This window comes from Sphingomonas sp. So64.6b (genome assembly GCF_014171475.1).
In the GTDB taxonomy this organism is placed as follows: domain Bacteria; phylum Pseudomonadota; class Alphaproteobacteria; order Sphingomonadales; family Sphingomonadaceae; genus Sphingomonas; species Sphingomonas alpina_A.
On sequence record NZ_CP048817.1, the window covers coordinates 1,243,202 to 1,256,513 of the forward strand.

At 64.2% G+C, this 13,312-nt stretch carries 14 protein-coding genes and 1 tRNA gene; 4 read left to right on the top strand and 11 right to left on the bottom strand.

The annotated features are described in order from the left end of the window. Nucleotides 1-63: 63 nt before the first annotated feature. The 9 genes from pyrF to G4G27_RS05950 form a co-directional block, all read right to left on the bottom strand. Complete coding sequence (pyrF, locus tag G4G27_RS05910) at nt 64-741, bottom strand: orotidine-5'-phosphate decarboxylase (RefSeq protein ID WP_183112484.1); 678 nt, start codon at nt 739-741, stop codon at nt 64-66. Continuing rightward, nucleotides 738-1,115 carry a lipopolysaccharide assembly protein LapA domain-containing protein gene (locus G4G27_RS05915; RefSeq protein WP_183112485.1) on the bottom strand — a complete coding sequence of 126 codons (378 nt, stop codon included), beginning with the start codon at nt 1,113-1,115 and terminating at the stop codon, nt 738-740. The genes pyrF and G4G27_RS05915 overlap by 4 nt, the downstream gene beginning before the upstream one ends. Nucleotides 1,116-1,324: 209 nt before the next feature. Next, the gene (locus G4G27_RS05920; protein WP_183112486.1) at nt 1,325-3,619 is read right to left on the bottom strand and encodes a patatin-like protein; all 2,295 of its coding nucleotides are present in this window, start codon (nt 3,617-3,619) and stop codon (nt 1,325-1,327) included. Further along, the gene (locus G4G27_RS05925; RefSeq protein WP_183112487.1) at nt 3,619-4,353 is read right to left on the bottom strand and encodes an endonuclease/exonuclease/phosphatase family protein; all 735 of its coding nucleotides are present in this window, start codon (nt 4,351-4,353) and stop codon (nt 3,619-3,621) included. The genes G4G27_RS05920 and G4G27_RS05925 overlap by 1 nt, the downstream gene beginning before the upstream one ends. Nucleotides 4,354-4,878: 525 nt before the next feature. Beyond that, nucleotides 4,879-4,954 (bottom strand) — tRNA-Thr (locus G4G27_RS05930). 49 nt (nt 4,955-5,003) lie between these two features. Then, complete coding sequence (locus tag G4G27_RS05935) at nt 5,004-5,864, bottom strand: hypothetical protein (protein WP_183113643.1); 861 nt, start codon at nt 5,862-5,864, stop codon at nt 5,004-5,006. Next, nucleotides 5,854-6,204 carry a hypothetical protein gene (locus G4G27_RS05940; RefSeq protein WP_183112488.1) on the bottom strand — a complete coding sequence of 117 codons (351 nt, stop codon included), beginning with the start codon at nt 6,202-6,204 and terminating at the stop codon, nt 5,854-5,856. The genes G4G27_RS05935 and G4G27_RS05940 overlap by 11 nt, the downstream gene beginning before the upstream one ends. After that, on the bottom strand, nt 6,201-6,548 hold the full coding sequence (locus G4G27_RS05945; protein WP_183112489.1) for a hypothetical protein: 348 nt from the start codon (nt 6,546-6,548) through the stop codon (nt 6,201-6,203). Before G4G27_RS05945 ends, G4G27_RS05940 begins: the two co-directional genes overlap by 4 nt. Further along, nucleotides 6,545-7,858: a replication-associated recombination protein A gene (locus G4G27_RS05950; protein WP_183112490.1), complete on the bottom strand. Its 1,314-nt coding sequence runs from the start codon at nt 7,856-7,858 to the stop codon at nt 6,545-6,547. Before G4G27_RS05950 ends, G4G27_RS05945 begins: the two co-directional genes overlap by 4 nt. 271 nt (nt 7,859-8,129) lie before the next feature. Here G4G27_RS05950 and G4G27_RS05955 point away from each other — a divergent pair, with 271 nt between their 5' ends. Next, entirely contained in the window at nt 8,130-8,747 is a 618-nt protein-coding gene (locus G4G27_RS05955; protein WP_183113644.1) for a PadR family transcriptional regulator, read from the top strand. Nucleotides 8,748-8,752: 5 nt separating this feature from the next. Then, nucleotides 8,753-9,091: a DUF2218 domain-containing protein gene (locus tag G4G27_RS05960; RefSeq protein ID WP_244624573.1), complete on the top strand. Its 339-nt coding sequence runs from the start codon at nt 8,753-8,755 to the stop codon at nt 9,089-9,091. Between the two features lie 123 nt (nt 9,092-9,214). Here the strand turns inward: G4G27_RS05960 and G4G27_RS05965 are convergent, their stop codons facing one another. Then, nucleotides 9,215-10,360: a glycosyltransferase family 1 protein gene (locus G4G27_RS05965; RefSeq protein WP_183112492.1), complete on the bottom strand. Its 1,146-nt coding sequence runs from the start codon at nt 10,358-10,360 to the stop codon at nt 9,215-9,217. Between the two features lie 97 nt (nt 10,361-10,457). On the opposite strand from G4G27_RS05965, the gene G4G27_RS05970 reads away from it, so the two are divergent. Next, nucleotides 10,458-11,162 (top strand): glutathione binding-like protein, encoded by a 705-nt coding sequence (locus G4G27_RS05970; RefSeq protein WP_183112493.1) that lies wholly within the window; start codon nt 10,458-10,460, stop codon nt 11,160-11,162. Between the two features lie 123 nt (nt 11,163-11,285). On the opposite strand, the gene G4G27_RS05975 is transcribed toward G4G27_RS05970, so the two are convergent. Then, complete coding sequence (locus G4G27_RS05975) at nt 11,286-11,696, bottom strand: DUF559 domain-containing protein (RefSeq protein WP_183112494.1); 411 nt, start codon at nt 11,694-11,696, stop codon at nt 11,286-11,288. 117 nt (nt 11,697-11,813) lie between these two features. Between G4G27_RS05975 and radA the strand changes: the two genes are divergently transcribed. Then, entirely contained in the window at nt 11,814-13,187 is a 1,374-nt protein-coding gene (radA, locus tag G4G27_RS05980) for a DNA repair protein RadA (protein ID WP_183112495.1), read from the top strand. Nucleotides 13,188-13,312: the final 125 nt, after the last annotated feature.

Here is a 13,312-nt window from a genome sequence, read left to right on the forward strand (position 1 = left end):
GACGTAAGTCGCAAAAGCTCTAGCGTCATTCCCGCGAAACGGGAATCCCGCCCGAGCCGGGGCTTATAGGGTCGCGCTGATCTCTCGCGCAGCCTGGTCCGGGTCTTCCGCCTGAGTGATCGGCCGACCGATCACGAGGATCGAGGCACCGGCGTCGATCGCTTCGCGTGGGGTGACGACGCGCTTCTGGTCGCCGACGCTGCCATTGGCCGGGCGAACGCCGGGCACGACGAAAAACCCCTTGGGCCATAACGACTTGGCCGCGGCGACTTCAGCGCCGGAGCAGACCACGCCGTCCACGCCCGCCGACATGGCCAGTTCGGTCAGGCGCATCACCTGCTCGTGCGGATCGCCGGCATAACCGATCGAGACAAGGTCGTTATCATCGAGGCTGGTCAAGGTGGTCACCGCGACGACCTTGGTACCGGTCGGTGCGGCAGCCTTGGCATCCTCGAGCATCGCGCGGCCGCCGGCCGCGTGAACCGTCAAGATCGCCGGTTCGAGCGGACGCAGCGCCTGGATCGCCTTGGCGACGGTGTTGGGAATGTCGTGGAATTTCAGGTCGAGGAAGATCGGCAGGTCGAGATCGGCCATCTCGCGCACGCCGGCGCGGCCATTCGCCATGAAGAATTCCAGGCCCAGCTTGATCCCACCGACATGGTGGCGGACCTTCTCGGCGATGGCGTGCGCTTTCACCATATCGGGCGTGTCGAGCGCGACAAAGATGCGGTTGGTGCTCATGCGACACCCGGCGGGACGGCGGTCGGCACCGAAGCGGGGGGCACCGAAGCGGGCGGCATCGATGGGGCGGGCAATTCGAGCTCCGGGTCGGGCCGCAATGCGGGCGGTGGTGGCGCCGCGGTCGCATCGCGCAGGTCGTTCATCGCGCGCTGCGAGGTGGAGAGCCGGTTGCGCAACCGCCAGAGGATCGTGCGATAATAGGCCATTGCCGGTACGAAGCCGATCAGGAAGGTGACGAACAGCAGCAGCGGCAGGTTCACCTCCGCGATCAACCCGCCCCACAGCTTGAGCGGCACCGTCGTCCAGTTACCGATGGTGAAGATCGCCGCGAGAAAGGCGAGCAGGCACCAGAAAAGGATTTTCAGGAATTGCATGGCGCCCACGCTAACGCGCGTGGCGACGATTGGCCAGCCCATGCGGATCGTTACGGTGGTGATGCTCCCCTCCCTGCAAGGGAGGGGCTGGGGGTGGGGCAGCGCCGAGCGGGGCTCGAAGCCCCGTTCGGCGCTATGCGCCGAGCGATGCGCTCCGCGATCGCACCCACCCCCTGCCCCCTCCCTTGCAGGGAGGGGAATGAATATGGCTACCCGATCTCCTTCCGCAAACTCGCGATCAGTGCGGGGATCGCGGTCAGCTTCGGCGCTTCCTCGTCGAGGATCGCGTGGAAGGCGGCGCGCTTGATCGCGGCGACGCGACCGGGTTTCAGCCCGGCATTGGCGGGCAGCGTCGACACGACGATGTCGATCATCCGCTCCGCGCCGTGCAGCCGGCCCCACAGATAGTCGTTCTCGCGATACGCGCGGCTGAAGAATGCGCCGAACGCGTTGAACTGAATGCCCTTCAACGTCGCCTCGGCACCGCCGCCGCGGATCGACTTGGCGTCGTCGGGCGCGATGCGGTCGACCTTGATCGGATCGAATTCGTCCAGGCCCTCGCCCTGCAACAGCGGCAAGGTCGCGACGTCGAAATACGGGAAGCCGAGATAGGTCAGCAGCATCGGCCGCTTCACTTCGCGTTCCAGGCCGGCAAAGGCATCGGCGAGCTGCTGTTCGGTGCGTTCGTCGAGCGTTTTCAGGTCAAGCGATGCGGCGAGTCTGTCGAGCAACGGCCCGGCGTCGCCACGCAATTGGCGCACGTCGCGGCGCAGGGCCAGATGGCGTTCGGTACGCTTGACGTCGAGATAGGCGGACAAAGCGAGATAGATCGCTTCGCGCAGCTGCCCGATCTCCGCATCGCTATTCTCTTCCTCGATCCGGGTCAGTCGGCGGCCCATCAGGCGTAGCCGACGGATGCGGAAGCCGAGATCGTAAGTGCGCAGGAAATCGATCGTCGTGGCGCTCGCGCCGTCGCTGAACGATGGCGTCATGTCATCGAAGCCGCGGTCGCGCACGGCGGTCGCGATAAAGCCGCGGATCGCGTTCCAGCGGTTCGGGCCGGGTTCGCCGCCGGCATGATAAAGCAGGTCAGTGATCGATTCGATCACGCCGGTGACCTTGAGATGACCATAGGCGACATAGCCATAGCCCGCCTTGTTGGCCGCCGCCGCCTGCGCGCGACGCCGCCAGCTGCCGAGCCGCGCGGGCGTCGGGGAATCGAGGAACAGGGTGAAGCCGAACAGCGATTCGACTTGCGCCTCGACCTCCGGGCGGATCGCCTCGACGATCATGCGCATGCGTTCGATGCGGTGCGAGCGGGCCTCGATCGCCTCGAGATTGTCGCGGATCGGCTGCTGGCGCGGCAGTTCGGAAACCGCGCCGAGGATGGTTTGAAAGAAGCTCGGCGTGGTCATCGCCTTGGCGCCAAGGTTGAGTTTCATGCCGGGCGAGGGATCGATATAAACGAAGCGCCGGTCGATCTGACGCTTCGCAGGACGTTCGCGCAGCGCATCGATCGCGGGTTTGAACGGCGCGTTGGCGAGCACCGATCCGTCGATCAGCACTGCCTGCTCCTCCGCGCCGACCGCTGCCTGGCGCGGCAGAATTCGCGTGAGGAATTCCTTGCGGCCCGGCCAGGTCATGTCGCGCTGTTTGAGCACACGGTCCATTTCCTTGACCGTGAAGGGCGGGAAGGCGCCGGGAAAGCTCGACGTCGCGCGCCCTGCGAAAGCGAGTTCAGCCGGATGCGCCAGCGTTTCGCCGGCCACGCCATGATCGGTGAAATTGACCACGAGGCGGTGCTCGGTCTCCATCACCTCGGCCGGCGAATTCAGGCTGAGCCGCTCGGGATGGCCGCGGAAATCGGTGACGGTGACAAACAGGTCGAGCGGCTGGCCGATCGGCAGCAGCCGTTCGCCCTTCGGACCCTTTTCCATCGCGTCGAGCGCGTCGAGGATCAAATTGCTGAACCGCTCGCCACCAAAGGGCGGGGCAAACCAGCGCGAGCGGATGAAGTGCGACAGTTTCGCGCGGACCTCGTCGCGCGCGCCGGCCTCGACCGTTTCGTCGATCTTGTCGCCGCTGCGCCGTCCCGCCATCCAGGCGATCGGCAGCGCCCAGATCTTGGTCAGTTTGGACGCGGGCGCCGCTTCATCGGCGATCAGCGCCTCGACATCGGCGGAATCGAGCCACAGCTTGGTCAGTGGTTCGAGGCTCTGCCCCGTAGTGATCGCCTGGGCGAGGAACACGCCGTTGAGCCCGCCCGCGCTGGCGCCTGCGATGATGTCGACCAGCACGCGCATGCGGATGCCGGTCTCGTCCTCGATCTCCTGCAGCAGCGCGCGATAGACGCCCTGGCTGCCGCCGGCCGGTTCCTTGCCGGCGAGGAACGCCTGGCTGGCGCGGGCAAGGCGCCAGATCTCCTTGGAGATGCCATGCATGTAGACCGCGAGGCTGATGCCGCCATAGCAGACCAGCGCGAGGCGAAGTTCCTTTTCGCGCATCAGGCGGCTTCGATCCCCGGTTCGACGGCTGGTTCGATCAGGGCCCAAACGGGCAGATGATCCGAAGCCTTGCGCGCCGCGGCGCTATGATGGACGCCGCAATCGGTGATGCGAAATTCCTTCGACACCATGATCTTGTCGAGGCGGCCGACCGGACGCCGGGCATGGAAACTGGGGCCGGTCGCGGCGAAGCTGAAATGATGCGCGAAGTCACGCAGGCAACCCGATCCGGCGCTCCAGTCGTTGAGGTCGCCCATCATCACCGTCGGGTAAGGGGTTACGCAGGATTCGACATGAGTCAGGATCGCATGCGCTTGTCGCCGACGCCACAGGCCGGACAGGTCGAGATGCATGCCGACGATTCGGATTGGTGCGCCATCAACTCGCACATCGGCCATTACCGCGCCGCGCGGCTCGAGCGTGGGCAGGTGGATTTGTTCGCAATCCATCACCACCGATTCCTTGCGCACGAGCAGCCCGTTGCCGTGCCAGCCCATGCTCGCCGAGCGAATGCCGAACGGCACGGCCTTCCATGGACTGTGTTCGTCAAGCAGATGGGTGGAGATCACCGCCGCCCTGCCGCCGAAGCGCCGGTCGCATTCCTGCAGCGCGATGACATCGGCGTCGATCTCGCGCAGCACTTCCAGGATACGCTCGGGGCTGCGGCGGCGGTCAGTGCCCACCCCTTTGCGCATATTATAGCTGGCGACTTTTATGGGGCGGGTCGGAATCATGCGGGTAGGTAACGCCGCCCTTCGAAAATGGTGCCCATGTCGGACGAAACCGCGAACGATGCGCCAAGCCGCCCTCTTTTCCTTGGTTGGCGGTCTAAATCAAGCGGTCGCGCATATTCCGGTCGATTGCGGGCCATCTGCTTCGACATGCGATTTGCTTTCGACGATAAGAAAGAGCGCGCGCGGTAAGCCGGCAAGGGATGAAGTGCCCGATCCTGTGCCATGTTTGAATCGCCACTCATGACCGCGCTGCGCGACACAAATGAGGGCGGACGGCGGGAGATATGGGACACCCTATGTTGTATATCTTTTTCTGCCGCCGCCTCGCCGAGGCGTTGACGTAATTCGTTATATATCAATTGATTAGATCAACATACTGACATCGAATGTCAGCGGCGCGGACTCGGGGATTTTTGGAGCATCGAGCGATCACCAAGCACACAGGGGATCGCTGGCAAATGGTCTTACAAGCTTTCGATATGGCGCCGACCACCGGTAGCCCCGGCAGGTGATTTTGACGGGGAATGGTGCCGGTTGCAGGAATCGAACCCGCGACATCCAGTTTACAAAACTGGCGCTCTACCAACTGAGCTAAACCGGCGTACCCCGGAGGCTTGGCCCCCGACTTGTCGTGTTCGGCGCTAAATGCGTCAGCCGACGCCGAAGGTCCAGCCCTCTGTGCGTGCAATTTCGCGTGTCATCGCAATTGGTCGCCATAGTTCGTCTCGATGCACATTGGCGCGGAGCCAGGCGGCGGTGAGAATCGCATCGGTTGCGTGATCGGTATAGCGGGCGAGCGGGACATGCGGTCGCGATCCGACCGCCGCCAGCGCCACATCGAGCGACGCCGCATCGCGCAGCTTGCTCAGGCCCTTGCGCATGCCCGACGCACGGGCGGCGATCGCGGTATAGATTTCGACGATGCACGCGCCCTTTGCCGGGATCGGATCGAGCGGCCAGACCGGGATCGCGGTGCCCAGATGATGCAGCAATCGCATGCCGGCAAAGCTCGCCTTGGCGACCTGCGCCGCGCCGATCGCATCATAGACGGTGGTCGGTTTGCCGCCGCCATTGGCTTTGTGATGCGCCTCGACACGGCGCAGATGCATGAAGTCGGCCTTGGTTCCGTCGGCTGCCCCGAGATAGAAGTGCGTGCCGCGCCGCGTCTCGAGGAATGACGCCGCACCGAGATCCACGTCGGGGCTGTGTGCATCGACATAAGCCCAGAAATCGCGCGGGTTGGTGGTGACGGATTCGCCGGGCAGATAAGCGCCGCGTTCGAGAAATGGCGGCGAGAAGCTGAAGTCGAACCCGACCAGCAAGGGCTCGTCGGCGCGGGCGCGAAGCCAGTCGAGGATTTCGGTTCGCGACCAGGCCTTCCCCGGCGGATCGATAATCACTGGCGCAACATCACCCGCCTCGCACAGCGCCAGCGCAATGCCGGGATGGCTGCTGCCCTTGGCGCCGGACCAGTCAATCGCCGCGAATCTGGTGAAATGATCAGGGACGATCGCCACCACGCGCCGCTCGCTGCGCCTTTGTCGCGCGGTCCCACCAGGCGCGTTCGATCAAGACCTTCAGCCGGTCCGGGTCGGCGGTTTCGGTGCGGACCAGCACCGTCGGCCAGCCTTCATATTGCGGCGTCTGCCAGAAACAGGCCGGGTCGGTTTCCTTGAGGATTTCGATTTCCTCGCGCGTCGCGCGCAACACGAATGTGCCGGAATCGCGCCCTTGCGACACGATCTGTTGCCCGCGAATTTGCGGCGACGTCGTTCCTTTCGCGCCGGCGCCGATCGTCACGCCGGGCAGGGTCAGCGCGAAGGCAACCGCTTCGTCCCATCCGAAACTCATTTCTTCTTGCGCGGCTTTGAACGCGGCCGTGCGGCGGACCAGTCGCGTGAGCGTTCGATCGTCGCAAACACCCGATCGGGATCGTCGCTGTCATAGCGCACGAGCACGCCCGGCCAGCCTTCGTAATGCGGGGTCTGCCAGAAGGTGCCGGGATCGGTCTCCATCAGCATTTCCTTGGTATCGCGATCGATCGCCAGCACGAACGATCCCGCATCGCGGCTCGGGTGGAGGAAAACGCGGCCGTTCGACACGGTCTTGATCGCCGGACTGCCATAGCTGGTTGAAAGCTCGGTGTCGGTCAGCTTCAAGGCGAAAGCGGTCACGCCGTCCCAGTCCAGGCTCATTTGCCGCTCTCCTTCATCTCCCGCCACCAAGCCATGCGCTCGGCGATGCGCTTTTCCATGCCGCGATCGGTCGGCTCGTAAAAGGTCTGCGGGCTCATCTCCTCGGGCCAGTAATTGGACCCCGAAAAACCGCTGTCGGTGTCGTGGTCATAGGCATAGCCTTTGCCATAACCGATATCCTTCATCAGCTTGGTCGGCGCATTGAGGATGTTCTGCGGCGGCATCAGTGAGCCGGTTTCCTTCGCACTGCGCCACGCTGCCTTTTGCGCCACATAAGCCGCATTGGATTTGGGCGCGGTGGCACAATAAAGGCACGCTTGCGCGATCGCGAGTTCACCTTCCGGGCTGCCGAGGAAATCATAGGCCTCCTTGGCGGCAAGACACTGCACCAGCGCATTTGGGTCGGCGAGGCCGATATCCTCGCTGGCGAAGCGGACCAGGCGGCGCAGGACATAAAGTGGCTCTTCGCCCGCGGTGAGCATGCGCGCGAGATAATAGAGCGAGGCTTGCGGATCCGACCCGCGCAGCGATTTATGCAGCGCGGAGATCAGGTTGTAGTGCCCCTCCCGGTCCTTGTCGTAGACCGCGACGCGGCGTTGCAGGAACGCCGACAGCCCCGCCGGGTCGAGCGGTTCGGGCAGGTCGACCGAGAACAAGGTTTCGGCCTGGTTGAGCAGGAAACGGCCATCGCCATCGGCCTGTGCGATCATCGCGTCGCGCGCTTCCGGGGTCAGCGGCAGGGGGCGACCCTCGACCTCTTCCGCGCGGTCGAGCAGCTTGCGCAACGCGACGGCATCGAGCCGATGCAGGATCAGCACTTGCGCGCGGCTCAGCACGGCGGCGTTGAGTTCGAATGACGGGTTCTCGGTGGTTGCGCCGACCAGCGTAACGGTGCCGTCCTCGACATAGGGCAGGAAGCCGTCCTGCTGCGCGCGGTTGAAACGGTGAATCTCATCCACGAACAACAAGGTGCGCTTGCCGATCCTGGCATGTTCGCGCGCCTCTGCGAACGCCTTTTTGAGATCGGCGACGCCCGAAAACACTGCCGAGATGGCAACGAAACGCAAATCGACCGCATCGGCAAGCAGCCGCGCGATCGTCGTCTTGCCGGTGCCGGGCGGCCCCCACAGGATCATCGACGAGAGTCGGCCGGCAGCCACCATCCGGCCGATCGCGCCTTCCGGCCCGGTGATATGTTCCTGCCCGACGACATCGCCCAGCGTTTGCGGGCGCAGCCGGTCGGCAAGCGGCGCATTTTCCGCGAGCGCCGCACGGGCAGGGGGATCGAACGTCGCAAACAGGTCGGCCATGACGGAAAGATAGGGCAGTTGTTGCCGAATTGCATCCGTTGCTCCGCCGGTAAACTGATGAACCAGCGCACCCCCAAACCACCGCCACCCTGAACTTGTTTCAGCGTCCAAGGCGCGGACACCCGCCAAACGGACACTGTCACTGGATTACCTGACCGCGCCTGGATGCTGAAACAAGTTCAGCATGACGGCATTTTTTTCATCGGTGCCCTATTGTCAAAACCATTCTAAGATATATCTTAGCGCCATCATGACATATGAAAGGTATATGATGTTCAACATGCATAGAGGCGGCCGTCATGGCTGCCATGACGGTTCCCACGCCGGTCCACGCGGCGGTTCGCGCCGCTGGGGTCCGTTCGAGGTTCGTTGGGAAATGAGCGATGCCGATAGTTTTGGGGGTCGTGGATCCGGTCGCGGTCGTGGTCGCGGACGGATGTTCGATGGCGGCGAATTGCGGCTCGTGCTGCTCAAGTTGATCGCCGACCAGGCGCGCCATGGCTATGACCTGATCCGCGAAATCGAGGAGCTGACCGGTGGCGCCTATGCGCCGAGCCCGGGCGTGGTCTATCCGACCATCACCTTGCTCGCCGATATGGGCCTGATCGAGGAACAAGTCGCCGAGGGTGCGAAGAAGCTGTTCGCGGTGACCACCGCCGGCACCGCGCATCTCGAGGAGAATAAAGAACAGGTCGAGGCTCTGTTCGCGCGGCTTGCCGAAGTCGGCGCTCAGCGTGAACGCTCCGATGTCGCACCGGTTCGCCGGGCAATGCACAATCTTCGCTCGGTGCTTCAGCATCGGTTGATGCGTGAAGATGTCGGCGACACGCAGCACGAGATTGCCGCGTTGCTCGACGAGGTCGCGCAGAAGATCGAGCGTCTGAAATGAGTCCCGTGGCTTCTAGCTATATCACGGCTTCTGTCGCGGCGGTGCCGACCGTCAATGGGAGCCGCTACCTTCAGCAATTGTGCAAGCATTGGCAGCACAATCTGGAGGTCGCGTTCACCCCGGAACACGGCACTGTCGTGTTTCCCCGGGATGCGCGGGGGAGCAACCATCCAGGCGACGGGCTGGTGACCTTCGATGCCGGCGCGGATGCGTTGCAGGTGCGGATCGACGCCACTTCGGACGAACAGCTCGAAGGGCTGAAGGGCGCGGTCGCGCGGCACCTCGATCGCTTTGCTTTTCGCGAAGCGCCGCTGACGTTCGACTGGCAGACTCCCGCCTCATAACCCTCTCCCGCCGGGCGACGGGTGAGGGTCGAGCCGCGCAGCGGCGAGGGGTGAGGGTGATGGATTGTCGCCTTCACCCTTCCGGCGCTGCGCGCCTCCCTCCCTCTCCCGATGGGAGAGGGATTATTCGTGGCGCTTCATCACCTCGAGATAGGTGTCGATCATCGTCTGATTGATCGCATCCCATTGATAGGCGGCCGCCCGGGCATGGCCCGCCGCGCCCGCAGCGCGGCGGGCTTCGTCGTTCTGGACCAGTCGCGCGATCGCGTCGGCATAGGCGCTGACATCGCGCGGCGGCACGAGATAACCCGTCACCCCGTCCTCGATCAGGTCGACCGCGCCGGTGGCACGCGCCGCGACCACCGGTACCGCAGCCGCCATCGCCTCCAGTGTGACATTGCCGAACGTTTCGGTGACTGAGGGGTTGAACAGCACATCCATCGACGCGACCGCGCGACCGAGATCATCGCCGCGCTGGAACCCGGCAAAGGCAGCGTCGGGCACGCGTTCGGCGAACCAGCCGCGTGCCGGCCCGTCGCCGATCACCAGGACGCGATGCTTCACGCCGCGCGCCTGTAGCGCTGCAACGACATCGGCGAAGATATCCAGCCCCTTTTCGAGCACCAGCCGGCCGAGAAAACCGATCGCGACCTCGTCATCGGCAATGCCGAGCGAGCGGCGCCAGTCGAGATCGCGCGCAGCCGGCCGGAAGCGCTGATGGTCCACGCCGCGCGACCAGATCGACACCGGTGTGGTCACGCCCCATTGCTGGATCATCGAGGCCATCGACTGGCCCGGTGTCACCACCTGGTCGAAGCGATTGTAGAACCGCGTGAGCAGCCTGATCAGCACCGGTTCGATGAATTTCAGGCCGTAATAGCTTGGATAGGTCTCGAATCGCGTGTGCAGCGATGCGACCGCGGGGATGCCGTGGCGGCGCGCATAGGTCACCGCGCGGTGGCCAAGAAATTCCGGCGCCGAAACATGGATCAGGTTGGGCGCGAACGCCGCGATATCGCGGCGGATGCTGGCGGGCAGTCCGCGCGCTATCTTGTATTCGTCGCGCCCCGGCAGTTTGAGTGAGGGGACGCTGACCAGATCACCGGTCGGCGCAAATGCTGGGCGGCGGCTGGTCGGCGAATAGACACGCACTTTCACGCCCTGTGCGAGCAAATGCCCGACAAGCAGATTGAGCGCCTGGTTCGCGCCGTCCCTTGTATAATTGTAATTGCCGCTGAAGAGCGCGACGCGGAGCTCGGTGGCGTGCATTCGAGCGCATCCACCACTTTTCTCTCGTCCCCGCAAGGGATGGGGTGGAACAGGCCCGGCCCGTGCCTAGATAAGGGCGAACCAAGGAGATGCGCTCATGACCGACCTGTCCGGCTTTCCGATCACCGCGCGCTGGCCCGCGCAGCATCCCGAGCGGATCCAGCTTTATTCGCTGCCGACGCCGAACGGCGTTAAGGCGTCGATCATGCTGGAGGAAACCGGGCTGGCTTACGAGCCGCATCTGGTCGATTTCGGCAGCGACGATCAGAAGTCGCCGGCATTCGTGTCGCTCAACCCGAATGGCAAGATTCCCGCGATGATCGATCCCGACGGGCCCGGCGGCAAGCCGCTCGGCCTGTTCGAATCCGGGGCAATCCTGCTTTATCTCGCTGACAAGACGGGCAAGTTCATTCCCGCCGACCCGGCCGGGCGCTGGCACGCGATCCAATGGGTGATGTTCCAGATGGGCGGCGTCGGGCCAATGTTCGGGCAACTCGGCTTCTTCAACAAATTCGCCGGCAAGGCGTGGGAGGATAAGCGGCCGCTTGGGCGCTATGTCGATGAGGCGAAGCGGCTGCTCGGCGTGATGGATGCGGCGCTGGCGGGCAAGGACTGGTTCCTTGGCGACGAATATTCGATCGCCGATATCTCGATGCTCGGCTGGGTGCGGAATCTGATCACTTTTTACGAGGCGCGGGAATTGGTCGGTTTCGATGATTTCAAGAATGTCGGCGCCTGGCTGGAGCGCGGGCTGGCGCGGCCGGCGGTGCAGCGCGGGTTGGCGATACCGGCGCGGGGGTAGTTGTTCGATCGCTCGATACGGTCCGCGCGGCTTGCATAAAACGGCTCGCTGCGCTCGCCAACCCACCCCCAACCCCTCCCTTGCAGGGAGGGGAGTAAGAAGGGCAGATCGAAGCGGAAGGCATTATTTGTAGCGCGGCGCTCGTTTTCTCCCCTCCCTGGAAGGGAGGGGCTGGGGGTGGGTGCCGCCGAGGCACTCGGCGGTTTTGTCAAGGATCAGCGTCGCGGCGCCTTCCGGGTTCGAAATGACATCGCTGTTCCACAGCCTGATGACCGTCCAACCTTCGGCTTCGAGATAGGCAGTTCGTTCGGCATCATAGTTGGCTTGATCGTGATGCTGGCTGCCGTCGAGTTCGACCGCCAGCTTAGCCGTCCGGTTGGCCAAATCGATGATGTACCGATCATCGATCGACAGTTGCCGTGTGAATGCCGGTCGATAGCGTGACAGCAGATTCCACAACACTCGCTCAGCTTCGCTAGGCTCGCGGCGCATCGCTCTGGCACGGGCGGTCATATGCTTCGGCACGCGGCGCATGCGGCTAGCCTAGAACGGCTCGCTACGCTCGCCAACCCACCCCTAGCCCCTCCCTTTCAGGGAGGGGAATAAGTTATCTGTTCCCCTCTCGTTCTATTTTCGCTACACCGTGTTCCCATGGCAAAACCTCAGAAACGCTATGTCTGCCAAGCCTGTGGCTCAGTCTCCCACCGCTGGGCGGGCCAGTGCGCCGATTGCGCGGAATGGAACACACTGGTCGAGGAGTCCGGTGGCACTGTCACGCCGTTCCAGGCCAAGCATAATCTGCAATCCGGTGGTCGTGCGTTTCAGCTCGTCGGGCTCGATGCCGAGATCGCGCTGCCCGAACGCATGCCGAGCGGCATCGCCGAGCTCGATCGCGCATTGGGCGGCGGGTTCGTCGAAGGCTCCGCGACGCTGATCGGCGGCGATCCGGGGATCGGCAAATCGACGCTGTTGCTGCAGGCGGCGGCGAAGATGGCGCTGGCCGGGCTGCCGGTCGTTTATGTCTCGGGTGAGGAAGCGGCGGATCAGGTGCGGTTGCGCGCGCGGCGGCTGGGGCTCGGCAATGCGCCGCTGCAACTCGCGGCGGCGACTTCGACGCGCGATATCCTGACCACGCTGGGGCAGGGCAAGGCGCCCGCTCTGCTGGTGATCGATTCGATCCAGACGATGCATTCGGACCTGATCGAAGGCGCGCCGGGCACGGTCAGCCAGGTGCGCGCATCGGCGCAGGAACTGATTCGCTTCGCCAAGGAACGCGGCACGGCGGTGGTGCTGGTCGGGCACGTCACCAAGGACGGCAGTATCGCCGGACCGCGCGTGCTCGAACATATGGTCGACACGGTACTCAGCTTCGAAGGCGAGCGCAGTCACCAATATCGCATCCTGCGCGCGATCAAGAACCGCTTCGGCGGCACCGATGAGATCGGCGTGTTCGCAATGGTCGCGGAAGGACTGGCCGAAATCGCCAACCCGTCGGCGCTGTTCCTGACGCAGCGCGACGAGGGTGTGACGGGGACGACGGTATTTCCCGCGCTGGAGGGCACGCGCCCAGTGCTGGTCGAAATCCAGGCGCTGGTCGTGCGGCTCGCCTCGGGCGCGACGCCGCGGCGGGCGGTGGTCGGCTGGGATTCGGGGCGGCTGGCGATGATCCTCGCGGTGCTGGAGGCGCGGTGCGGGCTGAGCTTTTCGACCTCGGAAGTCTATCTCAACATCGCGGGCGGTTACCGCGTGACCGATCCGGCGGCGGATATGGCGGTGGCGGCTGCCCTGATCTCCGCGTTGAGCGAGCGGCCGGTGCCGGTCGATGCGGTGGCGTTCGGCGAGATCGCCTTGTCGGGCGAGATTCGGCCTGTCGCGCACGGTGCGTTGCGGTTGAAGGAAGCGAGCAAGCTGGGCTTCGAACGCGCGCTGGTGCCGGCAGCGGTGACCGACGACAAGAGCGGGTTGAAGCTTGCCGGTTTCAAGACACTCGGCGCTTTCGTTGACCATATGCTCGGGCGTGGGTAGCGCGACCCTGACCGGCCCTCTATCTTGATGGCTTAGGGAGCCACCCCCAGCCGTTCGTATCGAACGAAGCCGAGAATAGCGCCAACGGCCTGTTTCTCGACCTCGCTTTGAAACGAGCAATGCGG